The following is a 26,647-nucleotide window of genomic DNA, read 5'->3' as shown; positions in this document are numbered from 1 at the left end:
ATGTCGCTCGGACCCTACGCTTCCTTTATCGTGACGTCCTACACGCTGGTGGCGGCGGTCGTGGTACTTCTCATCATCTGGATCACGATCGACTATCGCCTCCAGAAGGAGCGCCTGCGCGAACTCGAGGCCAGCGGCGTGACCCGGCGCTCCGGCCGCCAGGCGACGGACATCCGATGACCGCGCCGCCCACAGCGTCGGATGGGCCGCCGCGCCGTCGGCGCTGGCTGGTGGCGCTGCCGCTGATCGGTTTCATGGCCGTCGCCGCGCTGTTCCTGCTGCGGCTGTATGGCGGCGATCCCTCAAAAATCCCCTCCGCCCTGATCGGCCGCCCGGCGCCGCAGACAGCGCTGCCGGCGTTGGAAGGCCTCGTCCATAACGGGGCGCCGGTCCCCGGGCTCGATCCCGCCGCCTTCAAGGGTAAGGTCTCCGTCGTCAATGTCTGGGCGTCCTGGTGCGTGCCGTGCCACGACGAGGCGCCGCTGCTGACCGCGCTGGCAAAGGACACGCGGCTGCAGATCGTCGGCATCAACTACAAGGATTCCCCCGATAACGCCCGCCGCTTCCTCGGCCGCTACGGCAATCCGTTCAGCATGGTCGGCGTCGATGCCAATGGCCGCGGCTCGATCGAATGGGGCGTCTATGGCGTGCCTGAAACTTTTGTCGTCGGCCGCGCCGGCACCATTCTTTACAAGTTGGTCGGGCCGGTGACGCCGGCCAATCTCGACAGTGTGCTGAAGGTCGAGATCGAGAAGGCATTGAGCAAATAATTCTCGGCCTTTTATCTATCGTTCATTTTAGAGCCATGGCGCCGCCACGAATTCGCAGCTAGTTTTAGGGCGTTACCTGAACCGTCCTTGGAGGGACACCCTATGCGTCATTTCACGCTCACTTCTCTTCTCGCCACCGCACTCACCCTGGGCATGCTGACGGCGACCCCGTCGATGGCCCAGACCGCGCAGCCCGCAACCAAATCCGACAGCAAGATGGCGCCCGCGCCGAAGGCCTCGGAGTCGAAGATGGCGCCGGCGCCCAAGGCGGAACTGCTCGATATCAACTCGGCGACCGCCGACCAGCTCGACGCGCTGCCGGGTGTCGGCAAGGCCTATTCCGCCAAGATCATCGCGGGCCGCCCGTACAAGGGCAAGGACGAGCTGGTGCAGAAGAGCATTGTCCCGCAGGCGACCTACGACAAGATCAAGGACAAGATCATCGCCAAGCAGAAGAGCTGATCTTCGCAGAACGCATCGGCGCGCCCCCGCGCCGGTGCGTTTTTCTTTTTGATCAGCCCTTGCTCACATCGCCCGCTTCCGCCTCGCTCGCCTCGAGCGTGGCCGGCTCCAGATGGTAGCGCTTGATCACCGGCATCTGAGAAATCGCAAAGACCATCGTCAGCGGGACCGCGCCGAACGCCTTGAAGGTGACCCAGAAGTCGGTCGACTGCGTGCGCCAGATGATTTCGTTCAGGACCGCCATCGCCAGAAAGAACAACGCCCAGCGCATGGTCAGGATGCGCCAGCCCTTCGGCGTCAGGTTGAACATCTGATTGAACAGGATCGCGATGAACGAGCGGCCGAACAACAGACCGCCGCCGAGTATCGCGGCGAACAGGCCGTAGATGATGGTCGGCTTGACCTTGATGAAGGTTTCGTCGTGCAGCACCAATGTCAGCGTGCCGAACACCAACACGATGACGGCGGTGACGATCGCCATCATGGGCACATGCCGCACCACCACATAGGAGGCGATCATCGCGGCCACGATCGCCACCATGAAGGCGCCGGTCGCCACGAACAGGTTGAACTTCGCGTTGGCCACGAAGAACACGATGAGCGGACCGAGTTCGGTCGCGAGCTTGAACACCGGATGCGGCTGGTTCTTGTCCATCTTAGCTTTCGATTCCTGCAATCGCGTTGGCAAAGTCGCGCGCGGTGAACGGCGCGAGATCGTCGATGCCTTCGCCGACGCCGATGAAGTGCACGGGCAGTTTGAATTTCTCCGCCAGCGCCACCAGGATGCCGCCTCGCGCGGTGCCGTCGAGCTTCGTCATCACGAGGCCGGTGACGCCAGCGGTACGATGAAATGCCTCGACCTGCGACAGCGCATTTTGTCCCACCGTGGCATCGAGCACGAGCAGCACCGCATGCGGGGCCGATGCATCGACCTTCTTGATGACGCGAACAACCTTTTCGAGTTCGTTCATCAGCTCGGCCTTGTTCTGCAACCGCCCGGCGGTGTCGACCAGCAGCACGTCGATATTCTGTTCCTTCGCCGCGGTCAGCGCGTTGAAGGCGAGGCTTGCCGAATCCGAGCCCTGCGCGCCTGATATCACCGGCGACCTGGTGCGCTCGCCCCAGACCTTGAGCTGCTCGATCGCCGCGGCGCGGAACGTGTCGCCGGCCGCCATCATGATCTTCCGGCCCTCGGCGCTGAGTTTCGCGGCAAGCTTGCCGATGGTGGTGGTCTTGCCCGAGCCGTTGACGCCAACCACGAGAATGACGAACGGCTTTTGCGCTGCGTCGATCTCCAGCGGCTTCGCCACCGGCGCCAGCACCTTCTCGACTTCGGTCGCAACCACCGTCTTCACTTCGTCGGCCGAGATCGCCTTGTCGTAACGGCCGGCGCCGACGGCATCGGCTATCCGCACCGCCACGGCAGTGCCGAGATCGGCGCGCAGCAGCACATCCTCGATATCGTCGAGCATGGCGCGGTCGAGCTTGCGCTTGGTGACGAGGTCGGCAACGGCCGAGCCGAGCGAACTCGAGGTCCGCTTCAGGCCGCTAGAAAGCCGCCGCCACCAGCTCAATTTGGGGGTTCCGGGAGTGGTATCGCTCATGTCGGGGACGTGTTAGCGGTTTCGCGCCATGAGCGGAAGTCACAACAAACCCATCGCTGTTCCCGGGATATCCTTCACTGTTCCCGGGGCATCCCTTGATGTCCCCGGGGCATCCTTTGATGTCCCCGGATTAACGGCGGAAGAAATCCAGGCCCGGGTGCTCCACCGCGACGGGCTGATGCTTGTGATCGACAAGCCTGCTGGCCTGCCGGTGCATCGCGGCCCCAAGGGCGGCGCCAATCTGGAAGCGTCCTTCGACGGCTTGCGATTCGGCCTGCCGCGGCCGCCGGTGCTGGCCCACCGGCTCGACAAGGATACCTCCGGCTGTCTCGTGCTGGGACGCCATCGCAAGGCCACCGCCTCGCTCGGCCTGTTGTTCAAGCACGGCAAGATTGGAAAAACCTATTGGGCGGTGATCGAGGGCGGACCTGCCGAGGACGAAGGCACCATCGACATGCCGCTCGGGCGGCTCAACGTCGAGCGCGGCTGGTGGCAGAAGCCGGACCCGGACGGGCAGAAGGCCGTCACCAACTGGAAAGTGCGCGGCCGCGGCGACGGCCTTTGCTGGCTCGCGCTGGAACCGGTGACCGGCCGCACCCATCAATTGCGCGTGCACACGTCAGCCATGAGTTGGCCGATCGTCGGCGACAATATCTACGGCAACGGACCTCGTTTTGGCGAACCGATCCTGCATCTGCATTCCCGCGAGATCGTGATTCCGATTTCGAAGAACAAGGAACCGGTGCGCGTGACCGCGCCGGCGCCGGAACATATGCGCGAGCGGCTCAGGAAGTGCGGGTGGAACGGGGAGTAAGTGCCAGGGGCCAGCGCTTGATGCCGGCGACCGGGGCAAACTCGACCAGATCCGCCATCTCGAATGTGCCCGCAAGAGACCGCCAATCCTTTGCGAGTAAATTCCTCGCGTGATCTATCTCGACGTCCGTCATGCCCGTTGCCAGAGTGCAATGGGGCGTCCAGCGCCCCGCTTGGTAATGGGGCCTGCAAGTTTCGCCGATCGCAGTAACGATCGTGGCATGTAACCGCACGAGATCGGGAGAAGAGGCCAGAGCCGCGTAGCAAACGCCACTGCCGGCTCCAAATGTCGAAAAGCCAGTCAAGGTGACGGGTATCCGCTCGACATTGTCGAAGACCCGATCAAGAGCGGCGCTCGCCGCCTCCACGGCCAACTCGTCATAAACCGCCAATGTCAGATGCGGGTGGTATCCGAGATCAACCATCGAACGCGAAAAGCCAGCATCGGCGAGGCGCTGCCAACGGGCCGAGACCGCGTCCGCCATTTCAGCGTTGAAGAGCAGGCTCACCGCATAGGCCATGCCGGGCTAGCCTCCGGTCAATCGCGAACCATCGTGCCCGGTGATTGCAAGCCGCCGCACAGCACCGGGCGTTTCACCCGATATCGCGACTGGCAGAAAATGTTCCGTGCGGCCCTGTTTGTCGCCCTCGATCAAGACTTCGCGCGTCGCACCTACCTCTGCCGCCAGCCGCTTCCGCAATGCCGCCTCACCCACCGCCCGCAATCGCTTCGCGCGCTCCTTGATCTCGCCGCCCGCTACCTGCGGCATCCGCGCGGCAGGCGTGCCCGGGCGCTTGGAGTAAGGAAACACGTGCAGGAAGGTGAGATCGCATTCGTCCACGAGACCCTGCGAACGCGCGAACATCTCTTCTGTCTCGGTCGGGAAGCCTGCGATGATATCGGCCCCCAGCGTGATATCGGGGCGCAGCCGCCGCACCTGGGCGCAGAATTCGATCGCGTCTTGCCGCGAATGCCTGCGCTTCATCCGCTTCAGAATCATGTCGTCGCCGGATTGCAGCGACAGATGCAGATGCGGCATCAGCCGCTCATCATCGGCGATGACGTCTAGCAGATCGCGATCGGCTTCGATGGAATCGATCGATGAAATCCGCAAGCGCTTCAGCTCCGGTACATGCCGCAGGATTTGCCGGGTCAATTGCCCAAGCTTCGGCGTCCCCGGCAGATCGGCGCCGTAGCTCGTAAGGTCAACACCGGTCAGCACGATCTCGGCATGACCGCGTTCGGCCAGCGCGCGCACCTGTTCGACGACGGCGCCCATCGGCACCGAGCGCGAATTGCCGCGGCCATAGGGAATGATGCAGAAGGTGCAGCGATGGTCGCAGCCATTTTGCACCTGCACGAACACGCGCGGCAAGCCGGCCTTGAAGCCGTCGAGCAGATGCGGCGCCATCTCGCGCACCGCCATGATGTCGGCGACGGCGATCTTTTCACTTGTCTCGACACCAAAACCGGCATCGAACGCCGCGCGCGCGTCGCGCCACGCCTCGCCGCGCATCTTGTCGTCATTGCCGACGACGCGATCGACCTCGGTCATTTCGGCAAACATTTCCGGCTGGGTCTGCGCCGCGCAGCCGGTGACGACGATGCGCACATCCGGCCGCTGGCGCTTCAGCCGCCGGATCGATTGCCGCGCCTGCGCCACCGCCTCGTTGGTAACCGCGCAGCTGTTGATGACGACGGTATCGGAAAGGCCGGCGCGCTCCGCCTCGCGGGCGATCACCTCGGATTCGAACGCGTTGAGACGGCAGCCGAAGGTGAGGACGTCGACGCTCATTGTTCCTAGGCGACGCTGGCGAACAGCGCGGGATCGAAGCGGCCTTCATATTCGAAATCGGCGGTGCCGGTCATCAGCACATGGTCGTCGCGCTCGCGCCATTCGATCGCAAGCTTGCCGCCGGGCAGCGTGATCTCGACCGACCGATTGGCGCGCTTCAGCCGCGCCGCCGCGACCGCAGCCGCACACGCGGCCGAGCCGCAGGCCCGGGTCAGGCCGACACCGCGCTCCCAGGTGCGGATCGTGATGTGGTCGCGATCGACGATATGGGCGAGCGTGATGTTGGCGCGCTCCGGGAAGATCGGGTGGTTTTCCAGAAGCGGCCCGAATCGTTCGAGATCATAGGCGTTGACATCGTCGACCCAGAAGATCGCGTGCGGATTGCCCATCGAGACCACCGACGGCGAATGCAGCACCGGCGCATCGATCGGCCCAACCTGCAGTTCAATATAGCGGGTGTCGCGAAATTCTTCCGCCAGCGGGATATCCTGCCAGGCAAATTTCGGCGCGCCCATGTCGACGGTGTAGAGATCGGGCGCCGGGCCCTGCCAGCAGTTCAACAGGCCGGCGCGGGTCTCAAACGTCACGGCGGTCTGGCCGGTCTCCTCGAACAGGCGGCGCACCACGCAGCGCATGCCGTTGCCGCAGGCGCCGGCCTCCGAGCCGTCATTGTTGTAGATACGGATGAAGGCCTCGGTGCCCTGCAGGCGCGGCGGCTGCAATACCATCAATTGGTCATAGGGCACGCCCGCAGGGGAGGCCACCGCACGCGCCTCCTCAGCCGTCACGGCGGCCTTGGAATCGCGCAGATCCACCACGACAATTTCGTTGCCGATGCCGTTCATCTTGGCAAATGCGTGGTTGGCGAGCGCGCTCATGAAATTTCCCAAATTCTGCCTGCCTTATATGGCGAATGATGGCCAATTGGCTAGTGAGGTGAATTTGCAGTTCCTATCAGTTTCGCCGTAACTACTTCATAGGAACTGCAAATTCACCTCACCAGGGAAACGACAAACTTGCTGGTGCTCCTCTTAATTCCGAAGCTCGCATAAGCGCCAGCCGCATACATTTGCGAGCTTCGGAATTGGAGCACCAGTACGCAGGGGCGTATGACGCATCTGTCATGGGACGAAAGCGGACCTTGCGTGTTAGAAAATGGCACCATTCTGGCGGGCGCGGACCGGGACATGCCGCCGCCAGGGTGGGGTGGGATGGAGAATACCTGAAATGAACCGTATCAGCACTTTCCGTGCGGCCTTGGTCGCACTCTCCATGGTTGCGTTTGGCGGGGCCGCCCTGGCGCAATCGCCGGCGCCCTCAGCCTCGCCGGCCGCGAGCCCGTCGGCTGTGCCCAGCCCCGCACCATCAGCGGTTCCGGTCCCGCCGCCGGCCGAAACCAAGTCGCCCGCGGATGCCCCCACGGCGGAAAAAGCCCCGTTGCCCGCGCCCCCTCCTCCCGCCGCCGGCGTCCAGGCCGCCGACCCCTTCGGCGAAGAGTTCGCCCTCGAGCCCAAGAAAGTGGTTATCATCAAGGGCACCGCGAATTGGGACGCGGCCTTCGACACCCTGATCGATGCGTTCAAGGCGCTGACCGCCGTGCTCGACAAGCAGGGCATCAAGGCCACGGGCAATTCGATGATCGTCTACACCTCGACCGACGATACCGGTTTTACGTTCCTGGCCCAGATTCCGGTCGATCAGGACGTCAAGAACCTGACCAAGGACATGAGCATGGGCAAGTCGCCCGACGGCAAGGCGCTGAAGTTCGTCCATCGCGGCTCCTACGACAACATGGACAACACCTACGAGGCGATCACCAACCACCTCGACGACAAGAAGCTCGAGGCCAAGGATACTTTCATCGAGGAATACATCACCGACCCCCTGAAGACGGCAGAGGACAAGCTGGTGATCAACGTCTACGTGCCGCTGAGGTAAGAAGGATGAAGTATTCGCTCGTCCTTGCGGCCGTGGCCGCCACGTGGCCCGCTGTGCCCGCATTGGCGCAGACGATGCCGCCGCCTGCGATTTCCGTGACCGGCGAAGCGAATGTGTCGGTGCCGCCGGATCAGGCCCAGATCGACGGCGGCGTGACGTCGGACGCCAAGACCGCGCGCGAGGCGTCAGATGCCAACAACGCGGCGATGGGCAAGGTGCTGGCGGCGCTCAAGGGCGCCGGCATCGAGGAAAAGGACTACCAGACCTCGCGGCTGTCGCTGCAACCGCAATTTGCGACGTCGTCCAAGGCCTCGGAGCGCACACCAGGTATCGTAAGCTTCCGCGCCAGCAACCGTGTCACGGTCAGGATTCGCGATGTGGCCAAGGTCGCTAACATCATCGACGTGCTGGTCGGCGCCGGCGCCAACGAGATCGGCGGCATCAATTTTACAGTAACGCAGGCCTCAAAACATCTGGACGAGGCCCGCGAGAAAGCGATCGCGGACGCGCGCCGCAAGGCGGAGATCTATGCCAAGGCTGCCGGCGTGACGCTCGGTGAGCCGATCAGCATTTCCGAGGAAGGCGCGCCCGTGCCGTTACACCGTGGCAAGGTGGCCGCGCCCATGGCCGCCGGCGCACCGGTCGCGCAAGGCGAGGAGACGCTTTCAGTGACGGTGAGCGTGTCCTGGACGATCAAGCCGAAGGAATAGTTGTTTCAGCGTCCTCACCGTTCGCGCAGAACATCCTGCTGATAGCGAAGTAGCGGCGAGAGCAGATAGCTCAAGATGGTGCGCGATCCCGTCTTGATTTCCACCGTCACTGCCATGCCCGGCGACAAATCGACCATCCGGTCGTCGACCCGCATTTTGGCACGGTCGAGCGATATGCGCGCGCTGTAGTTCAGCTCCTGCCCCTTCGGTTCGCTGGTGTCGTTCTGCGCTCCTACCCGTCGATCGCCGGGGCGGTCTTGTGGCTGGTCGCGGATGATAGCGTCCTGCGAAACGCCGAGAACCTCACCGCGCAGCAGGCCGTAGCGGGTGAAATTGAAGGTATCGATCTTGATCTCGGCTTGCTGGCCGGGATGGACAAAGCCGATGTCGCGGTTCGAGACCATCGCCTCGATTTCGAGCCGGCTATCGCGGGGAACGATCACCAGCAGGGCCTGTGCGGGCGTGACGACGCCGCCGACCGTGTGGATCGCGAGCTGCTGCACCACGCCATCAACCGGTGAAGCAAGCTGCTGAAGTCCGGTCTTCCGTTCAGCCTTGATCAGGTCCTGGGCAAGCCCGCTTGCCTTTTGCTCGGCCTTTGCGAGTTCGTCTGATAACGCGCGACGGTATTCTGCCACCGCCTGGCCGCGCGTCTCGCGAATAGCCGCCACGGCGGCCTCGGCTTCCTGCAGATGACTCTTCTGAACGCTGAGTTCCTCCTGCTGTTCGACCAGCAACTGCAAAACCTCGAAATAGCTGATCTTCGAACTCAGCTCCTTTTCCATCAAGGTCTTGCGAATATCGACGCGCTGCTGGACCACCGGGATCATGGCCTCGAGCTTGTGGATGGTGGCCCCCGTGGTGGCCTGTTCGGCTTCCTTCTGCGCCTGCTGCCGCGCCAGCGCGGCGATCTTGGCGCGGTGCTCCGTCACCTGGTTGAGCAAGAGTTGGCGCTGCGCGCTGACCAGTATCGGGTCCGCGCCGGCAGGCGGCGTGAAGTCGGCCTCGCGATCGTCCACGGCCGCGAGCGCCGCGCGCAGCCGCGCAGTGTTGAGTTTTTCGGCGAGGAGATCGTTGTGCAGATGGTCGCGCTCAGCCGCGTTGACGGTCGGATCGAGCTCGATCAGCACCTCGCCGGCTTTGACGGCCTGTCCGTCCTGCACCCGAATGGCGCGGACCACGCCGGTCTCGAACGGCTGGATCACCTTGGTGCGGCCGCTCGGCACGATTTTGCCGGTCGCCGACGCCACGATGTCGATCGTTCCCCACCAGGACCAGATCACCGCCGCGCCGAACAGAAAAATGATGATTATCACGGTCAAACGGCCGACCGGCGATGGCGGCGTCTCCATGATCTCCAGTGCGGCCGGCAGGAACGCGAGTTCGTCACTGCGCCGCTCCTGCACGCGCTTGAACGGAACGACGATTTGCGTCTGCTTGACGGGCAAGGCGCGGCTAACCGACTTCATAGATTCCTCCCTGCATCCGATGCAGCGCCGCATAACGGCCGCCGGTCTTGACCAGAGCGTCGTGGGTGCCGTCCTCGACCAGGCGACCGCGTTCGATCGTGACGATGCGATCCGCTGATCGCACGGTGGAGAGCCGATGCGCGATGATCAAAACGGTTCGTCCCTTGGCGATCTCTTTCATGTTCTGCTGAATGATGCGCTCACTCTCGTAGTCGAGCGCACTTGTGGCCTCGTCGAAGATCAGGATGCGCGGATCGGCGATCAGCGCGCGGGCTATCGCAATACGCTGGCGCTGGCCGCCGGAGAGGGTCGAGCCCCGCTCACCGACAATGGTATCGTAGCCTTCAGGCAGTTCGAGGATGAACTCATGCGCCCCCGCCAGCGTCGCCGCAGCGATGACGCGCTCCATCGGCATGGCCGGATCGCTGAGCGCGATATTCTCGCGCACCGAGCGGTTGAACAGCACGTTTTCCTGCAGGACGACGCCTATCTGGCGGCGTAGCCCGGCGGGGTCCGCCATCGCGAGATCCATGCCGTCAATCAGGACGCGCCCGCTTTCCGGCACATAGAGCCGCTGCACCAGCTTCGCGAACGTGCTCTTGCCAGATCCTGAAGGCCCGACGATGCCGACCATTTGCCCGGCCGGCACATCGAAACTGACGTCATGCAGCACCTGCTGTCCGTCGACGCGATAGCGGAATGTCACGTGGTCAAAGGTGATGTTGCCGCGGATCGCGGGCAACTGGGTGCGCCCAGCCGAATAGGTCGGTTCAGCCGTCGTGTTGAGGATGTCGCCCAGTCTGAGGACCGACAGCCGCGCCTGGTGAAAATCTTGCCAAACCTGCGCGAGACGCAATACCGGCGCGCTGACCCGCCCGGACAGCATGCTGAAGGCCACGAGTTCACCGACCGACAGGCCGCCGTCGATCACCTGCCTGGCACCGAAATACAGAATACCCGCGCTGGCGACCTTGCTGACGAACTGCACCATCTGGCTAGCAGTATTGCCGAGACACAAGACTCGGAAGCTCGCCGCCACGTAACCGGCAAGCTGTTCTTCCCAGTGCCGCTGCATCTGCGGCTCGACCGCCATCGCCTTGAGCGTTTCGATCCCGGTCACGCTCTCGACCAGAAAAGCCTGATTCTCGGCGCCGCGCCGAAATTTCTCGTCGAGCCTCCGCCTGAACAGCGGCGTCACGCCGGCCGAGATCGCGATGTAAAACGGGAACGAGCCGAGCACGATCCAGGTCAGCAGCGGCGAATAGGCGAACATGACCGCCAGAAATACGAAGGTGAACAGCAGGTCGATCGCCAGCGTCAGGGCCGAACTGGTAAGGAAATTGCGGATGTTCTCAAGTTCGCGCACCCGCGCGACCGAATCGCCGACGCGACGCGCCTGGAAATAGGCCATCGGCAGGGCCAGCAGATGATTGAACAGGCGCGCTCCGAGTTCGACGTCGATGCGGTTGGTGGTATGTGAGAACAGATAGGTTCGCAGGATGCCCAGCACGGTCTCGAACATCGAGATCGCCACCAGGCCGATGATCAGCACGTCGAGGGTGCTCAGCGAGCGATGCACCAGCACCTTGTCGATGACCACCTGGAAGAACAGCGGCGATACCAGCGCGAATATCTGCAAGAAGAACGACGCGACCAGCACTTCCCCCAAGAGATGCCGGTATTTGTGGATCGCACCGAGAAACCAGGTGATGTCGAAGCGTCGGGTGACATCGGATAATCCGGCGCGGCGTGTCATCAGGATCAAGCCGCCGTCCCAGATGGCGAGAAGCTCGGCCTTCGTCATCAAGGTGGGCCTGGATTCCGTCGGCGACTGAACCAGAACTTTCTCGTCGTCGGCCTTGGCAACCACCATGAAGCCGCCGTCGCGCAAGCTCGCAATCCCGGGCAAGGGTATCCTGGCAAGCCGCGACAAATCGGTGCGGCAGGCCCGGGCCTTCAATCCGAGAGCCTTGGCGCACCGGAGAATCTCCGATGCGCCAATCTTGTCCGTTCCGAACCGATGCCTGATCTGCTGGCGATCGGCCGCGACGCCCTGGAAATGCAACAACGTCACGAGAGCTTCGAGTCCCGAGTCGACTCGTCGCGTGCTGTCGGTTTCAGCGCTCATCACTATTTCTCCAGGGCAGCGTCGTGCTTACGCGTGCTGCGGCATTGCCAACGCCGGCTGCTGACCGGCTTGCGGATCGGCAATCGGCATCTCACCATGGCCCTCGCCCGCCGTGACGAAGCTCGATGCCATGAACTGCCCGAGCAGAGCGGCACTCGCGGCATCCGACATCGAAGCGCTCTCCGCCGGAGCGGCCGGAGGCAGGAAGCTGAAGCCGCTATCCTGAATGACGATGTTGTCGCCAGGCCCGCCGTCGAGCACGTCCTGCCCGGCGCCGCCAAGCAGGACATCGTCGCCCGCGCCACCTGTCAGAATGTCATTGCCGGGACCGCCAACCAGGACGTCATCGCCGTCGCCACCATTGGCGGTGAGCAAGATGCCCGTTCCCATTCCCGACGCCTCAATGATATCGTCGCCGCCGAGGCCATTGATCACGATGCGATCATTGGCCTCGAACCCCTTGATCGTCACGTCCTCCGCGAGACCTGACACCGTGATGACACCATTATTGTTGGTGACTGTGATCACATCGTCGCTGTTGGTTGCGTTGATGACGACCGTGTCCTCCGCCCCGTCATTGCCGCCCAGATCGAGATTGACCTGAGTGACGTTGGTTCCGGTCAGATCGTTGACCGTGATGAGGTCGACACCAGCCAACGTATTGAGCTGGATGTTCTCGACACCGTTGAGGTCCATGACGATGCCGGCGACGTTACGTGTCAGCCGCGCGCGGCTGCCATTGGCCGAGATATCAATGTTCTCGCTGATGTTTGCGCCGTTGAACAAGAGCGTATCCATACCGGCCTGACCCTCGACGGTATCGTTGCCGTCGCCTGGATTCCAGACGAAGGTGTCGTTGCCGGCGCCCAGCAACGCCGTGTCGTTGCCGCTACCGCCGAAGACGAGGTCATCGCCGGCGCTGCCCTTGATGACATCATCGCCGACGCCGCCGTTGAGCGTCAACTTGACCGCGCCGGCCGCGATCGTGGAGGCATCGACGGTGTCGTTGCCCTGGCCGCCGTTGATCACCAGCGCGTCGCCGGCTTCGGCGTTCGCGATCGTTACCTGCTCGGCCAGGCCGTTCACAACCAGCGATCCGCCGCTCTTGACGACGCTGATGGCGTTGTTGCCGACGGTGCCGTTGACGATCACGGTGTCCGGCTGGCTGTCACCACCCGGGGCACCGGGCGTGGCGCCGAGGTCGATCGCCACCTGCGTGACGCCGGTGCCGGCCAGATCGTTGACCGTGATGGTGTCGGCGCTTCCCAGGGCGTTGAGCTGTATTTTCTCGACGGCGTTGAGATCCATGACGATGCCGCCGACGTCGCGGGTAAGCCGCGTCCGGCCGCCATTGGCCGAGATGTCCATCAGCTCGCCGGCGTTGGAGCCGTTGAAGACCAGCGTGTCCGTACCCGTTCCGCCTTCGACGACATCGCTGCCCTCGCCGGGATTCCAGACAACGGTGTCGTTGCCGGTGCCGCCGATCAAAGTGTCGGCGCCTCGGCCGCCGGTGATGGTGTCGTTGCCGGCGCCGCCGTCGATGACGAGCTTGATGGATGCGGTCTGGGCATTGATGACGTCGTTGCCGGCGCCGGCGTTGACCGTCAGCACGTCGTTGGCGCTTTCCACGCCGGTGATGGAAACCTGCGCCGCCAATCCGCTGACCGTCACGGAACTGCCGGCACCGGCCACCACCTGGATCTGGTCGTTGCCGCCGGTGCCGGTGACCGTCACCTGATCGGCCGCACCGTCGCCGGTGCCGCTGCCGAGCGTCGCGCTCAGGTCGAGCGCAACCTGCTTGATGCCGGTATTGCTCAGATCGCCGACCGTGATGTTGTCGGCGCCGCCGAGAGCCGCGAAGTTGACGCGCTCGACGCCGTTGGTGTCCATCGTGATATTGGCGACGTCGCGGGTGAAGCGTCCGCGGGTGCCATTGGCCGTGATGTTGATATTCTCGGTGATGTTGGAGCCGTTGAACTGCAGCGTATCGGTGCCGTCCTGGCCCTCGACGGTGTCGTTGCCATCGCCGGGATTCCAGACGAACGTGTCGTCGCCGGCACCAAGCATGGCCGTGTCATTACCGCGACCGCCAATGATAAGGTCATTGCCATCGCCGCCGATCAGCATATCCGCGCCGTCGCTGCCGGTGATGGTGTCGTTGCCCGCACCGCCGTCCAGGGTCAGCTTCACGTGGGCGGCGAGACCGTTGCCGGCCGTGATGACGTCGTCGCCGCCATTGGCGTTGACCACGATGTTCTCGGTGGTGCCGATATCGAGGAAGAAGGGCGCGGGGGTGATGCGATCGAAGCGCACGCGGGTACCGTTGGCGGTGATCGTGAACGTTTCGGCGCCGTTGCCGCCATTGACCTCGGCAGTATCGGTGCCGTCGCCGCCTTCGAGCAGGTCGCTGTCGTCACCCGGATTCCAGATCATGCGATCGTCGCCGGCACCGCCGAATATCTGGTCGTCCGCGTCGCCGCCGGTGAGCGTATCGTTGCCGGCGCCGCCGAACAGCAGGTCGCTGCCGCCCTTGCCGAGCAGGATGTCGTTGCCATTCTGGCCGAACAGCTGGTCGTTGCCCGAGCCGCCGGTGAGCGTGTCGTTGCCAGCGCCACCGAACATCTCGGCAGCAGGCATTGCGCCGTTGGCTTCGTCGATCGTGAGCGTGTCGTTGCCGTCGAGACCGAACACCTGGATTTTGATGGTGTTGGCGACGGTTGCTTTACCTCCCGTGATCGGGACAGCACCGCCGTTGACGAGAATGTTACCTGCCGCATCGCGACTTAATTTAACGCTGTTGGTGGCTACGTCGCCGAAGACCGAGAGAAAGCCGTTGGGAGAAAATGACGCCTTGACAGCCATGCTAAAAAATTCCTTCCGAAGAGATAAGCCCCTCAGCGTCACGCTTAGCCGCAGCTCGCGTGCCAGACTTGAAGCTTCGCTTCAGGCGGCCTTGAATTGTGGTCCAGATTTTCTGATTGTTTTCCCAACTGTGATATGGTTCACGACCCGGTGACCACTGCCGGCTGGGTCACCAACGTGCGATTCATTCTTGTCGATCACATCCTCGATACTGATCTTCGCGAATTACACCGCGGACCGGAATCGGTTGAGGTCGAACCGCAAGTGCTCGATCTGCTGATTTACCTGATCCAGAATCGCGATCGCGTCGTCACCAAGGATGACCTCATTGCATCTGTCTGGCGGGGACGCAGCGCATCGGACACGACGCTGACAAGCCGCATCTACGCGGCGCGAAGGGCAATCGGCGACAACGGCCGCGATCAGAAGCTGATCCGCACCATCGCGCGTAAGGGTCTCCGCTTCACTGGCGAGGTACGCACACAAGCAGACCAGGCGCCCCACGCAATCGATTCGCCTCCGGATGCAGCGGGCAAGCTCTCGCAACCCGCTCCGCCGCTTCCTGATCGTCCTGCCATCGCCGTGCTGCCCTTCAGCAACATGAGCGGTGATCCGGAGCAGGATTATTTTTCCGACGGCATCAGTGAAGATATCATCGCCGCGCTATCGAAGCTGCGCTGGTTCTTCGTCATCGCGCGCAACTCTTCGTTCGTCTACAAGGGCAGGGCCGTCCATTTGAAGCAAGTGGGCAAGGATCTTGGCGTCGGCTACGTGCTCGAAGGCAGCGTGCGCAAAAGCGGCGGGCGCGTACGCATTACCGCGCAGCTCAACGACGTCGCCAACGGAAGCCACGTTTGGGCGGAACGTTACGACCGCGACGTCGCCGATATATTCGCTGTGCAGGACGAGATCACCGAGGCGATTGTCGCTGCGATCGAGCCGCAGCTCTACGCAGCCGAGAATTTTCGTGCCCGGCGCAAGCCGCCCGGCAACCTCGACGCCTGGGACCTGGTGATGCGCGGGCTTTCTTATTACTGGCGCGTGACGCAGCAGGATCACGCCATCGCGCAAGATCTGTTGCAGAAGGCGATTGGCATCGATCCCAACAACGGGCAGGCGCTCGGCGTGCTCGGCGCCAGTTATACATTCGGCGCCCACATGGGATGGGTCGAGTTAAAGGACATCGTGCCAATCGCCGAAAGTACGGCGCTGGCGGCGATCCGGGCCGACAGTGAGGACGCATGGGCGCATTTTGCGCTCGGCGCGGTCTATCTGATCACGCGACGCTTCGACGATTCGCTGGCCGAATTCGAACTGGCGCTGCGCCTCAATCCGAATTTTTCGCAGGTCCAAAACTATTATGCCGCCGCATTGGGATTTTGCGGCCGCTGGCAAGAAGGCGTCGAGGCGGCCCGCCGCGCGATCCGGCTCAGCCCGCGCGATCCGTTCCTGGCGCTTTACTACGGCTCTGCCTGCATGGCCCAATATATCGGACGCAATTACGACGAGGCGTTGCAGATGGCGCGGACCGCCGTCCGCCTCCGCAGCGATTACGCCGCCGCCCACCGTGTGCTGACCGCTGCCGCCGGCATGACCGCGTCTCTGGAGATCGCCACTGCTGCGCTCCAGGAATTGCGTCGCGCGCAGCCCAGTGTTTCGCTCGCCTGGGTCAGGGATCACGTGCCGATCCAGCACGCGGCCGACCTCGAACATTATCTGGAAGGTCTTCGGCGGGCCGGTCTGGACTAGGAATTTGTTTGACGCGCTTTCTTCGCGAACCCACTTCGCTTGAACACGGCTTTAAATCTCCACCACCTGCCCCGGCTTCAGCGCCGCGAACCGCTCGGGCGGAATCTTCGCCTCCTTGAGCGCATCGGCCAGCGCATTGACCGGCTCGTCGATCGCTTCATCCGTCAGCTGGAACGTGCCGTGATGATGCGCCAGCGCTTCTTGCGCGCCGCAATCGGCGAGCGCCTTCACCGCATCGGACGGATTCATGTGCTGGTCCTTCATGAACCAGCGCGGCTCATAGGCGCCGATCGGCAATATCGCCAGCCGCAGCGGCCCGTGCTTCTCGGCGACGCGGCGGAAATGCTTGCCCTCGCCGTAACCAGAGTCGCAGACGATGTAGAGTTTCCCCGCCGGCGTCTCCAGCACAAAACTCGCCCACAGCGCCTTGTTGCGATCGAACAATCCGCGCGCCGACCAGTGCCGCGTCGGCACCAGCGTCACCGCGATGCCGTTGCCGAGTTCGACGCGATCCTGCCAGTCGAATCCCTCGGCTTTGATCGCGCTGTCCGTATCACGCATGGTGACGTCGTTGCCGAGCGGCGTGATCACGCGCGGCGAAAACTTTTCTGCAAGCTTCGACAGCGTCGCGATGTCGAGATGGTCGTAATGACCGTGCGAGACCAGCACGACGTCGATCTTGGGCAGCGCGTCGAAGGCGATGCCGGGATCGTTGTGCCGCCGCGGCCCGGCAAAGGAAACCGGCGAGGCCCGCATCGACCACACGGGATCGATGAGGATGTTCAGATCCCGGGTCTGGATCAGCCAGGTGACGTGGCCGACATAGGACAGCCGCACCTTGTCATCGCTGACGCGCGGCGGCGGCGTATCGCTGTGGGCATTCGGCACCCAATCCGGCCAGCTCGCGCGTTTGCGATCGGTGCCGAACTGCCAGCGCAGCACCTCGGCCAATGATTTCGGCGGCGCGCCATCGGGATCGAAGAAGCGGGTTCCGTCGAAATGATCGGAAACGGGGCCGTCATAGGTCTTCATATTGCTGATCCAGATCGAGGGCGCACCGATGGCTGCGGCGGCGCCGGCAAGCACTGTAAAGACACGGCGGCGGGTGATGGGCACGGAAGATCGCGAAGGGCGGGAGAGAGTGGATGACATGGGGCTTTATATGGCGTGTCATGGCTCAACTTGGAACCTGCGGTAAAAGGGCACGCGCGCTCCGACTTGTCCTAAACGCTAAAAGCGTCGATGCTTCAGAGCCTTAGAACTAAGCTCGCGGGGCATTATACCCCAGTTTCTCCTTGACTTCCGCCCCTTCCCGGCGTTTAACCCGCGCACTTTCTCGGAAAGACGTTCTTTTCGACCCGCCGCCCGGCCCATGAGACCGGAGGCCAACGCCCGACAGCGCGATGCGCCCTCGGGCGCGAAAGCGTTTGGACGATCGTTTCGGCGTGTTCCGCCGAGACATATGTAGGTCGTCATACCCCGCCTTGTGCGCAATTGCGTACAAGGCGGGCGATGACAGTGGTGGATGAATCGATATAGCGCCTGCGAACAGCAGGACAAAGGACAACGGCATTGTTCGACAATCTGTCGGAAAAGCTTGGTGGGATACTCGATCGGCTGACGGGCCGCGGTTCGCTGTCGGAGGCCGATGTCGACGCCGCGATGCGCGAGGTGCGCCACGCGCTGCTGGAAGCCGACGTCTCGCTCGACGTGGTCAGAGGCTTCACCGACCGCGTCCGCGAGCAGGCGGTCGGCGCCACCGTCGTCAAGTCGGTGACGCCCGGCCAGATGGTGGTCAAGATTGTCCATGACGAACTGATCGCCACGCTTGGTTCCGACGGCCAGACCATCGACCTCAATGCGGTGCCGCCGGTCGCCATCATGATGGTCGGTCTGCAAGGCTCCGGCAAAACCACCACCACCGCAAAACTCGCCTGCCGCATGACCCAGCGCGACAAGCGCAAGGTGCTGATGGCCTCGCTCGACATCTACCGCCCGGCGGCGATGGAGCAATTGGCCGTGCTCGGCCGCGACCTCGATATTCCGACGCTGCCGATCGTGGCCGGCCAGAAGCCGGCGCAGATCGCCAAACGCGCCCTCGAAGCCGGCAAGCTCGGCGGCTATGACGTGGTGCTGCTCGACACCGCCGGCCGCACCACGCTCGACGAAGAGATGATGAGCGAAGCGGCCGAGATCAAAACCACGGCCAATCCGCATGAAGTGCTGCTGGTCGCGGATTCCCTGACCGGCCAGGACGCGGTCAATCTCGCGCGCGCCTTCGATCAGCGCGTCGGCCTCACCGGCATCGTACTGACGCGCGTCGACGGCGATGGCCGCGGCGGCGCCGCGCTGTCGATGCGCGCGGTCACCGGCAAGCCGATCAAACTGATCGGCACCGGCGAAAAGACCGACGCGCTGGAAGATTTTCATCCGAGCCGCATCGCCGGCCGCATCCTCGGCATGGGCGACGTGGTGTCGCTGGTCGAACGCGCGGCGGCGAATATCGACGCCGAAAAGGCCGCGCGCACCGCCGAGCGGATGCGCAAGGGCCAGTTCGACCTGACCGACATGCGCGAGCAGTTGCTGCAGATGGCGAACATGGGCGGCATCAGCGGGTTGATGGGCATGATGCCCGGCGTTGCCAAGATGAAGAATCAGATCGCCGCCGCCGGGATCGACGACAAGATTTTGAAGCGCCAGGTCGCGATCATCGATTCGATGACGCGGGCCGAGCGCAAGAACCCTGACATCCTGAAAGCCAGCCGCAAGAAGCGCATCGCCGCGGGCGCCGGCCAGAATGTCGAGCAGGTCAACAAGCTCCTGAAGATGCACCGGAACATGGCCGACATGATGAAGGCCATGGGCTCGGGCAAGCGCGGCCCGATGGCCGGCATCGCGCAGGCGATGGGCTTTGGCGGCGGCATGAAGCCGCCCTCGCCGGAAGAAATGAAGGCGCTGGCCGACAAGATGCAGGGCGGCGCTGGCGGCCTACCGAATTTGCCGAAGGATCTTCCGGTCGGCCTGCGTCAGGGACTGCCGAATGTGCCGGGCCTTACAGGCCTCAGCGGCAAGCCGACCTTGCCGGGCCTCGGCGGCTTTCCCGGGAAGAAGAAATGACCTCTTCCGTCATTGCGAGCGCAGCGAAGCAATCCACCCTTCGCCAAGAACCAAGCTGGATTGCTTCGTCGCTTCGCTCCTCGCAATGACGAATTCGACCAAACAGACTTTCAATTAACCCACACTCAGGAGAACCAAATGTCAGTCGTTATTCGCCTCGCTCGCGCAGGCACCAAGAAGCGCCCGGTCTATCACGTCGTCGTTGCCGACTCGCGCTTTCCCCGTGACGGCCGCTTCATCGAGCGGCTCGGTCATTTCAACCCGCTGCTGCCGAAAGATAATGAGTCGCGGCTGAAGCTCGACATGGACAAGGTGAAGTCCTGGCTCGCCAAGGGCGCGCAGCCGTCGGATCGCGTGACCCGCTTCCTGGATGCCGCCGGCATCGTCAAGCGCCCCGCCCGCAGCAACCCGGAAAAGGCCGTGCCGCGCAAGGAGCGCAAGGCGCGCGCCGAAGCCGCCGCAAAGGCGTAAAGCGTAGCGGCGCACGACGGTGGCAGCACCGATTTGCGTCGCCCGTATCGGCGCTGCGCACGGCGTGCGCGGCGCGGTGAAACTGTGGACGTTCACCGAAGATCCGCTGGCCGTAAAACATTACGGCCCGCTGATGACCAAGGACGGCGCGCGCCAGTTCGAGGTGACGCATGTCCGCGAGGCCAGGGACCATCTGGTGGCGACGCTGAAGGGCATCGCCACCCGCGAGGACGCCGAACGGCTCAACGGCATCGAGCTCTATGTCGCGCGCGAAAAACTGCCCGAGACCGATGAGGACGAATATTATCACGCCGACCTGATCGGGCTGGCGGCCGTCAACGCCACGGATGAGCCGCTCGGCCGCGTGATCGCGATCCATAATTTCGGCGCCGGCGACATTATCGAGATCGCGCCGCCGCAGGGGCCGACCATGCTGCTGCCGTTCACCAATGCGGTGGTGCCGACGGTCGATCTCGCAGGCCGCCGCGTGGTGATCGAACTGCCGCACGAAATCGAAGGCGACGACGCCCGCTCAGCCGAATGACAGCGTGATGACGGACTTCAAGCGCCGCCGACAAAGAGCTTGCACTTAACATCCGGCTCGTTCACCTTTGGGTTGTTTCCCGCCCGAGAGTGATTTCTGAAAATCCGGAGTTTTCCATGATGCGCCGCTGCCTTCTGGCAACGATTGGCCTGCTTGCGTCCGCGAGCGTCCTGTCCGCCCAGACGCCGCCGAGCCAACCGCCTGCCCCCGCATCCACCGAGTCGCCCAGCCCGCAGGAGACCATGGAGGATCCGCAGATTGGCGACCACTGGACTTACGAGCTTCGCGACGACATCTCCGGCGATCTCAAGTCGACGGTTACCCACACCATCACCGACATAACCCCTAAGGAAATCAGCGTCAGGCTCGCCGTTCTCGGTCGACCCAACGGCGGCTACTACACCTATGACCGCGCGTGGGATCTCATCAATACCGGCACCTGGCGTTCTACGCCAAATGACGGCACGGGCATTCGTGCGCCCCTTGCGATCGGGAAGACATGGTCTTTCAAGTCCACCGATTCCAACACATCTTCCGGTGTCAGTCTGAAGACCTCAGGCACTTCGAAGGTGACCGCGAAGGAAACCTTGACCACCCGCGCCGGCACCTTCGAGACATTCAGAATCGAGACGACTTACGAGTCGCGCAACTCCAACGATGCGACCAAAAAATATCTATCCGAGCAGCAGACCTGGTACGCGCCCGCGATCAATCATTGGGTGAAGCGCACCCATGTCAGCAGGTCGGAAGGCAAGGTCCGCGACAGGAGCGCTGCCGAGTTGGTCGAATACGGCCGCCGCTGATTGGTCGTCGCACATTCCATAAATGAGAAATGCCCCGGGGGTAGCCGATGTATCGTTACGTGATGATGGGGATGATTTACCTGCTCGCCGGCAACGTGCAGGCGCAGACTGCGAGCGAGGCACCGGCCCAGTCCGGATCCGCGGCGGCCAAGCCAGTGATCTCGATGGAAGAGCCGCTGCAGGGCGACTTCTGGACCTATGAAGTGCGAGACGAGATCAGCGGAACGGTCAAGGCGATTCGGAAAAGTCTGGTCACCGAGGTGACGCCCACCGAAATCAGCGTTCGCTTTACTACCCAGGGCAAGGAAAGCGAGGGCGGGTTCAATGTCTTCGACCGATCCTGGAATCTGAAAGGCGCGGCTCCGTGGAAGTACCAGCCCCACGATGGCTCAGGAATCCAGTTGCCGCTGAAAGCAGACGCAAGCTGGAAATTCCAGGGCGACGACGTCAACGCCGGCAATGGCAACATCTGGAAGCGGTCCGGCCGCTCGCAGGTCGTAGGTCAGGAAACCATCACCACGAAGGCGGGCACGTTCGAGACATTCAAGATCGAAACGACGGTCTCCAGGCGGCCAACCAACGACCCAACCCGCAAAATGGAAATCAAGCAGCAGACCTGGTACGCCCCATCGATCGACCACTGGGTAAAGCGCACCCTGGTTGCACGTGGGAACGGCAACCTGCTCGCCAACAATTCCATGGAGCTCATCGAGTACGGCCGCAAGAAATAGCCGTTTGCGATGTCGTTGTCGGGCCCTCCTGCCCCGGCGCAAGAGCGACTCAGAACTGCGGTGACACAGAGTCTCGACGTTACGGCCGTGGTGCCGTAACGAGAGCCCATGAGCTCTTCTCCGACGATATGGCGCGCCACCGTCCTCACGCTTTTCCCCGAGATGTTTCCCGGGCCGCTCGGCATCAGCCTGGCCGGCAAGGCGCTGACTTCAGGCCTATGGGAACTGGAGGCGCGCGACATCAGGGATTCCGCGACCGACCGCCACCGCAGCGTCGATGACACGCCGGCCGGCGGCGGCCCGGGCATGGTGCTGCGGGCCGATGTGCTGGCGGCGGCGATCGATGCCGCGGACGCTGGCCAGGATCGCCCGCGCCTGCTGATGAGCCCGCGGGGTCGGCCATTGACCCAGTCGCTTGTGGCGGAACTCGCCGCTGGCCCCGGGCCGCTGGTCGTCTGCGGCCGGTTCGAGGGAGTCGATCAGCGGGTCATCGAAGCCCGGCACCTCGAGGAGGTCTCGATCGGCGACTATGTGCTGTCCGGTGGCGAGATCGCCGCGATGACCCTGATCGACGCCTGCGTGCGGCTTTTGCCGGGTGTGATGGGCAAGCAGGCCTCGGGCGAGGACGAAAGCTTTTCCGAAGGACTACTGGAATACCCCCAATTCACCCGCCCGCAGGAGTTCGAGGGCCGCGGCATCCCGGAAATCCTTATCTCAGGCGACCATGCCAAAGTGGCGGCATGGCGCCGGGCCGAAGCCGAGGCCCTGACCCGGACGCGCCGGCCGGATTTATGGGCCGCGAGGCCCGGCCAAAAAGGCACAAAAAGAACGACAGACGGGTGACAAGCGCCCGCCTATGCCTTATACGAGCGCCAAATCCGCGCAATGGCAGGATAGATGGACGTCGCGCAGCCCGCTGCCGGGCGCGCCGCCGATGGAGATTTCAATGAACCTCATTCAACAGCTCGAAAAAGAGCAATTCGAAAAGCTGTCGGCGACCAAGTCGATTCCGGAATTCGGCCCCGGCGACACCGTGATCGTCAACGTCAAGGTGGTCGAAGGCGAGCGTACCCGCGTGCAGGCCTATGAAGGCGTTTGCATCGGCCGTTCCGGCGGCGGGCTCAACGAGAGCTTCACCGTCCGCAAGATTTCCTACGGCGAAGGCGTAGAGCGCGTGTTCCCGGTGATGTCGCCGATGATCGACTCGATCAAGGTGGTGCGCCGCGGCAAGGTGCGTCGCGCCAAGCTGTATTACCTGCGCCAACTGCGCGGCAAGTCGGCCCGCATCGTCGAGAAGCAGGACCGCGCGACCGCCGTCGGCGAGTAATTCGTCTCCCAGGAGATGTGACGAAAAGCGCGGGGTTTTGCCCCGCGCTTTTTTGTTGCGCCTCCCCGTCATTGCGAGCGCAGCGAAGCAATCCATCTATCCCCGGGCGGGAAGGTGGATTGCTTGGCTTCGCTCGCAATGACGGGTGGTCACAAACGCATATCGCCCTTAGATACCTCATGTGCTATGAGGCTGGAATGGTTCTAGATCGGACGAATTCTGCGGGCTCGCGCGTCGCACCCATCGTCATCGACGATCGCTCGCGGCTGCCCGGCCGGTTCTTCGGACGGTTCGCGACGTCGGCGACATCCGAGCTTACGCGCGCAGCTTGATGCTGCGCCGACGTCCGTTGCTTGCGCGTATCCGCGCTTGACCGCTCACACAGAATTTCATTTTGGAGCTTACGCTCATGTCCAAACCGACCACACTGTACGACAAGATCTGGAACGACCATCTGGTGCACGAAGCCGATGACGGCACATGCCTGCTCTATATCGATCGCCATCTGGTGCACGAAGTGACCTCGCCGCAGGCGTTCGAAGGCCTGCGCGCGACGGGGCGCAAGGTTCGCGCGCCGGAAAAGACGCTGGCCGTCGTGGATCACAACGTCCCGACCACCGACCGCAGCAAACCCAATCCCGACCCTGAAAGCATCGAGCAGATCCGGGCGCTGGCGGACAACGCCAAGGAGTTCGGCGTCGAATATTTCAACGAATTCGACAAGCGCCAGGGCATCGTCCACGTGATCGGCCCCGAGCAGGGCTTCACGCTGCCCGGCACCACCATCGTCTGCGGTGACAGCCACACCTCCACCCATGGCGCGTTCGGCGCGCTGGCGCACGGCATCGGCACGTCGGAAGTCGAACACGTGCTGGCGACGCAAACGCTGATCCAGAAAAAAGCAAAAAACATGCGCGCGGTGGTCGACGGCAAATTGCCCGACGGCGTCACCGGCAAGGACATCATCCTGGCGATCATCGGCGAGATCGGCACCGCCGGCGGCACCGGCTACGTGCTGGAATATGCCGGCGACGCCATCCGTGCGCTCTCGATGGAAGGCCGCATGACGGTCTGTAACATGTCGATCGAGGGCGGCGCCCGCGCCGGCCTGATCGCGCCGGACGAAAAGGCGTTCGAATTCCTGAAAGGCCGCCCGAAGTCGCCGAAGGGCGCCGACTGGGACGCCGCGATGCGCTATTGGGAAAAGCTGCGCTCCGACGACGGCGCGCATTTCGACCACGAGATCCGGCTGGACGCGGCAAAGCTGCCGCCGATCGTGACCTGGGGCACCTCGCCCGAGGACGTGGTGTCGATCACAGGCTTCGTGCCGGATCCCGACAAGATCGCGGACGAGGCCAAGCGGCTGTCGAAGCACCGCGCCCTGAAATATATGGGCCTGGCGGCGGGGACGAAGATCACCGACATCAAGCTCGATCGCGTCTTCATCGGCTCCTGCACCAACGGCCGGATCGAGGATCTGCGCGCCGCGGCGAAAGTCGCCGAGGGCAAGACGGTCAACGCCCACGTCAATGCGATGATCGTGCCGGGTTCGGGCATCGTGAAGGAACAGGCCGAAGCCGAGGGCCTCGACAAGATCTTCATCAAGGCCGGCTTCGAATGGCGCGAGCCGGGCTGCTCGATGTGCCTCGCCATGAACCCCGACAAGCTGTCCCCGGAAGAGCGCTGCGCCTCGACCTCGAACCGCAATTTCGAGGGCCGCCAGGGCTTTAAGGGCCGCACCCATCTGGTGTCGCCGGCCATGGCAGCAGCGGCGGCGATCGCCGGGCACTTCGTCGACATCAGGGAGTGGCGTTAATCCTCCCTTTGCCTAGATAGCGAGACGTTCTGGCAACGCCACGTTAACAGGCAGAGCGCAGAGTGGTCCCTTGCGAAGCGCGTTCGCGAGGGACCTGGCCGTGACGGACAAGCCTGAATTTGTCGATATGATCAGCGAGGCGACGCGGCAGGTGCGGCGGCGCATGGCGCCGCGCATCGTCGACCTGCAGCCCGTCGCCAAGGAAACCTCGCGCCTCAGTCACTGGCCGCCGGAACATTGGGCACAGTGGCGGCTGGCGAAGCTGACCCCTTGGAAGATCAAGCCTTGGGAAGGCAAGGATTGGGATTGAACTGAGCGTTTGCCGCTCAAAAAAACAGGCGCCGAACGGGGCGCCTGTTTCGTTTCAGCCTGATCTTACCAATACCGGTATGCGTAATAGCGGTGGCGCCACCACGGACGGCAGATCTTGCGCGGCCCGTAATAGGTCAAGATCACGCGGCAGCGGCGCGGATAATAGTAGGCCGGGTACGTGTAGTAGGCCGGCGCGAAGTAGAAGCGGCTGTGGAAGTGGCGCCGGTGGTGGAAGTGCGGCCGATGGAAGACGTGAGGCCGGAGGAACGCGTGACGATGTGCGAAGCGGTGGCCGCCGCCATGGAAGACCGGCGCCGCACGAAAACCGCCACGGTGGATCGCCATCCCACCACCTCTGAATCCACCGCCGTGAATGGCCGCGCCGCCACCGCGGAAACCGCCGCCATGAAATGCCGCTCCGCCGCCGCGGAAGCCACCGCCATGAAAGCCGCCGCCACCGCCGCCACGGAAGCCGCCGCCATGGAAACCACCACCGCCGCCACCACCGCGAAAGCCGCCGCCGCCCATCCCACCGCGGTGTTGAACCTGGGTCGTCAGTCCGTCGGTTGCGTATTTTACTGAAGGCGCCGCGCCGGGACTTGCAAGCGAGAGCGCCTCGGCGCGCTGTTGTGATGTCGCTGCGAGCGCGAATACCGCCGCAGCAGTAACGCCCAGACAGCGGACTAGGCCGCGTCCGGGATTCGATATCGACATGGATGAATCCTCCCTAACCGGCAACGGTGCCTTGCGCCGCACTGCGGTTGGCCCCGTCGCATCCCTTTGCGATCGCTCCCAATGTGAAATTAGAGACAGGCACGTGAACGCGCCATGAATGCGCAGGAAGGAGCGCTGAAGAGATTTTTTGCGGCTGACCGAAGTTGTGCACGCTCACCACCAGAACGGCCCGAACCCGATGCCGAAGGTGAACGGCGCCGGCGAGTCATAGGGATACGGCCGATAGTAGACCGGCCGATTGTAGTAATAGGGACGGTCGTACGGACGATAGTAGCCGTAATGACGATAGTAGCGCCTGTTATAGCGGTGTGCGCTGAAATCAGTGACGTCGGATGTGCCGGCGCTCTGCGCCTTCGTCTGCGGCGCCGCGACGACCGGACCGATCGCGGCCGATCCGGCAACCACGAGCGCGCTTGCGACAAAGGCTGCCCCGATCAAGCTCTTCATGACGGACTCCTCTCGTTGATCACGACCATCAAATACGCGCAGC

At 63.3% G+C, this 26,647-nt stretch carries 27 protein-coding genes; 17 read left to right on the top strand and 10 right to left on the bottom strand.

The annotated features are described in order from the left end of the window. The 3 genes from ccmD (at position 1) to V1294_RS04490 (ending at position 1,232) form a co-directional block, all read left to right on the top strand. Complete coding sequence (gene ccmD, locus V1294_RS04500; protein WP_334495419.1) at positions 1-180, top strand: heme exporter protein CcmD; 180 nt, start codon at positions 1-3, stop codon at positions 178-180. After that, positions 177-770: a DsbE family thiol:disulfide interchange protein gene (locus V1294_RS04495; RefSeq protein WP_334495417.1), complete on the top strand. Its 594-nt coding sequence runs from the start codon at positions 177-179 to the stop codon at positions 768-770. The genes ccmD and V1294_RS04495 overlap by 4 nt, the downstream gene beginning before the upstream one ends. A 102-nt stretch (positions 771-872) precedes the next feature. Beyond that, positions 873-1,232 (top strand): ComEA family DNA-binding protein, encoded by a 360-nt coding sequence (locus V1294_RS04490; RefSeq protein ID WP_334495416.1) that lies wholly within the window; start codon positions 873-875, stop codon positions 1,230-1,232. Positions 1,233-1,284: 52 nt separating this feature from the next. Here the strand turns inward: V1294_RS04490 and V1294_RS04485 are convergent, their stop codons facing one another. Together V1294_RS04485 and ftsY are read right to left on the bottom strand one after the other, a co-directional pair. Beyond that, on the bottom strand, positions 1,285-1,887 hold the full coding sequence (locus V1294_RS04485; protein WP_334488087.1) for a septation protein A: 603 nt from the start codon (positions 1,885-1,887) through the stop codon (positions 1,285-1,287). 1 nt (position 1,888) lies between these two features. Beyond that, on the bottom strand, positions 1,889-2,836 hold the full coding sequence (gene ftsY, locus V1294_RS04480) for a signal recognition particle-docking protein FtsY (protein ID WP_334488085.1): 948 nt from the start codon (positions 2,834-2,836) through the stop codon (positions 1,889-1,891). Between the two features lie 178 nt (positions 2,837-3,014). On the opposite strand from ftsY, the gene V1294_RS04475 reads away from it, so the two are divergent. Next, on the top strand, positions 3,015-3,650 hold the full coding sequence (locus V1294_RS04475) for an RluA family pseudouridine synthase (protein WP_334495414.1): 636 nt from the start codon (positions 3,015-3,017) through the stop codon (positions 3,648-3,650). Here V1294_RS04475 and V1294_RS04470 read toward each other — a convergent pair. Genes V1294_RS04470 through dapF form a run of 3 tightly spaced genes read right to left on the bottom strand, consistent with a single transcriptional unit; the run spans position 3,622 to position 6,323 of the window. Further along, positions 3,622-4,170, bottom strand: a complete 549-nt coding sequence (locus V1294_RS04470) for a 2'-5' RNA ligase family protein (protein WP_334495411.1) — start codon at positions 4,168-4,170, stop codon at positions 3,622-3,624. The two genes, V1294_RS04475 and V1294_RS04470, sit on opposite strands and share 29 nt — an antisense overlap. Positions 4,171-4,176: 6 nt before the next feature. Further along, positions 4,177-5,445, bottom strand: coding sequence for a tRNA (N(6)-L-threonylcarbamoyladenosine(37)-C(2))-methylthiotransferase MtaB (gene mtaB / locus V1294_RS04465; protein ID WP_334495409.1), 1,269 nt, complete (start codon positions 5,443-5,445; stop codon positions 4,177-4,179). Positions 5,446-5,450: 5 nt separating this feature from the next. After that, a complete protein-coding gene (gene dapF / locus V1294_RS04460; protein WP_334495406.1) occupies positions 5,451-6,323 on the bottom strand; it encodes a diaminopimelate epimerase in 873 nt (290 codons plus the stop codon). Between the two features lie 349 nt (positions 6,324-6,672). Between dapF and V1294_RS04455 the strand changes: the two genes are divergently transcribed. Then, positions 6,673-7,383: a GyrI-like domain-containing protein gene (locus V1294_RS04455; RefSeq protein ID WP_334495404.1), complete on the top strand. Its 711-nt coding sequence runs from the start codon at positions 6,673-6,675 to the stop codon at positions 7,381-7,383. 5 nt (positions 7,384-7,388) lie between these two features. Further along, a complete protein-coding gene (locus V1294_RS04450) occupies positions 7,389-8,093 on the top strand; it encodes an SIMPL domain-containing protein (RefSeq protein ID WP_334495402.1) in 705 nt (234 codons plus the stop codon). Positions 8,094-8,107: 14 nt separating this feature from the next. Here the strand turns inward: V1294_RS04450 and V1294_RS04445 are convergent, their stop codons facing one another. The 3 genes from V1294_RS04445 to V1294_RS04435 are packed head-to-tail and all read right to left on the bottom strand — an operon-like array spanning position 8,108 to position 14,552. Continuing rightward, positions 8,108-9,562 carry an HlyD family type I secretion periplasmic adaptor subunit gene (locus V1294_RS04445; protein ID WP_334495400.1) on the bottom strand — a complete coding sequence of 485 codons (1,455 nt, stop codon included), beginning with the start codon at positions 9,560-9,562 and terminating at the stop codon, positions 8,108-8,110. Further along, on the bottom strand, positions 9,549-11,690 hold the full coding sequence (locus V1294_RS04440) for a type I secretion system permease/ATPase (protein ID WP_334495398.1): 2,142 nt from the start codon (positions 11,688-11,690) through the stop codon (positions 9,549-9,551). Before V1294_RS04440 ends, V1294_RS04445 begins: the two co-directional genes overlap by 14 nt. Before the next feature lie 27 nt (positions 11,691-11,717). Continuing rightward, a complete protein-coding gene (locus V1294_RS04435) occupies positions 11,718-14,552 on the bottom strand; it encodes a calcium-binding protein (protein ID WP_334495395.1) in 2,835 nt (944 codons plus the stop codon). 177 nt (positions 14,553-14,729) lie between these two features. On the opposite strand from V1294_RS04435, the gene V1294_RS04430 reads away from it, so the two are divergent. After that, positions 14,730-16,301 (top strand): winged helix-turn-helix domain-containing tetratricopeptide repeat protein, encoded by a 1,572-nt coding sequence (locus tag V1294_RS04430; protein WP_334495393.1) that lies wholly within the window; start codon positions 14,730-14,732, stop codon positions 16,299-16,301. A gap of 51 nt (positions 16,302-16,352) precedes the next feature. Here V1294_RS04430 and V1294_RS04425 read toward each other — a convergent pair whose 3' ends face one another. After that, the gene (locus V1294_RS04425) at positions 16,353-17,417 is read right to left on the bottom strand and encodes an MBL fold metallo-hydrolase (RefSeq protein WP_334495391.1); all 1,065 of its coding nucleotides are present in this window, start codon (positions 17,415-17,417) and stop codon (positions 16,353-16,355) included. Between the two features lie 456 nt (positions 17,418-17,873). Here V1294_RS04425 and ffh point away from each other — a divergent pair, with 456 nt between their 5' ends. From ffh to V1294_RS04375, 10 genes are all read left to right on the top strand, one after another. Beyond that, on the top strand, positions 17,874-19,418 hold the full coding sequence (gene ffh, locus V1294_RS04420) for a signal recognition particle protein (protein WP_334495389.1): 1,545 nt from the start codon (positions 17,874-17,876) through the stop codon (positions 19,416-19,418). A 138-nt stretch (positions 19,419-19,556) separates the two neighbouring features. After that, positions 19,557-19,889, top strand: coding sequence for a 30S ribosomal protein S16 (gene rpsP / locus V1294_RS04415; RefSeq protein ID WP_108520681.1), 333 nt, complete (start codon positions 19,557-19,559; stop codon positions 19,887-19,889). A gap of 19 nt (positions 19,890-19,908) precedes the next feature. Next, on the top strand, positions 19,909-20,433 hold the full coding sequence (gene rimM / locus V1294_RS04410; RefSeq protein WP_334495387.1) for a ribosome maturation factor RimM: 525 nt from the start codon (positions 19,909-19,911) through the stop codon (positions 20,431-20,433). A 116-nt stretch (positions 20,434-20,549) separates the two neighbouring features. Continuing rightward, the gene (locus V1294_RS04405; RefSeq protein WP_334495385.1) at positions 20,550-21,236 is read left to right on the top strand and encodes a hypothetical protein; all 687 of its coding nucleotides are present in this window, start codon (positions 20,550-20,552) and stop codon (positions 21,234-21,236) included. A 71-nt stretch (positions 21,237-21,307) separates the two neighbouring features. Next, entirely contained in the window at positions 21,308-21,967 is a 660-nt protein-coding gene (locus V1294_RS04400) for a TapB family protein (RefSeq protein WP_334495383.1), read from the top strand. 108 nt (positions 21,968-22,075) lie between these two features. Then, entirely contained in the window at positions 22,076-22,810 is a 735-nt protein-coding gene (trmD, locus tag V1294_RS04395; RefSeq protein WP_334495382.1) for a tRNA (guanosine(37)-N1)-methyltransferase TrmD, read from the top strand. Between the two features lie 103 nt (positions 22,811-22,913). Beyond that, positions 22,914-23,294 (top strand): 50S ribosomal protein L19, encoded by a 381-nt coding sequence (rplS, locus tag V1294_RS04390; RefSeq protein ID WP_057852665.1) that lies wholly within the window; start codon positions 22,914-22,916, stop codon positions 23,292-23,294. Positions 23,295-23,703: 409 nt separating this feature from the next. Beyond that, positions 23,704-25,110: a 3-isopropylmalate dehydratase large subunit gene (gene leuC, locus V1294_RS04385; RefSeq protein WP_334488055.1), complete on the top strand. Its 1,407-nt coding sequence runs from the start codon at positions 23,704-23,706 to the stop codon at positions 25,108-25,110. 100 nt (positions 25,111-25,210) lie between these two features. Continuing rightward, positions 25,211-25,420 carry a hypothetical protein gene (locus V1294_RS04380; protein ID WP_334488052.1) on the top strand — a complete coding sequence of 70 codons (210 nt, stop codon included), beginning with the start codon at positions 25,211-25,213 and terminating at the stop codon, positions 25,418-25,420. Between the two features lie 212 nt (positions 25,421-25,632). Then, positions 25,633-26,004: a hypothetical protein gene (locus tag V1294_RS04375; RefSeq protein ID WP_334495380.1), complete on the top strand. Its 372-nt coding sequence runs from the start codon at positions 25,633-25,635 to the stop codon at positions 26,002-26,004. Between the two features lie 306 nt (positions 26,005-26,310). Here the strand turns inward: V1294_RS04375 and V1294_RS04370 are convergent, their stop codons facing one another. Beyond that, positions 26,311-26,604, bottom strand: coding sequence for a hypothetical protein (locus tag V1294_RS04370; protein ID WP_334488048.1), 294 nt, complete (start codon positions 26,602-26,604; stop codon positions 26,311-26,313). Between the last annotated feature and the right edge of the window lie 43 nt (positions 26,605-26,647).

The sequence above is a fragment of the Bradyrhizobium sp. AZCC 1678 genome (genome assembly GCF_036924765.1).
GTDB lineage: Bacteria > Pseudomonadota > Alphaproteobacteria > Rhizobiales > Xanthobacteraceae > Bradyrhizobium > Bradyrhizobium algeriense.
The sequence above is the reverse complement of the archived record's forward strand: the minus strand, read 5'-3'. Positions and strand labels throughout refer to the sequence as shown.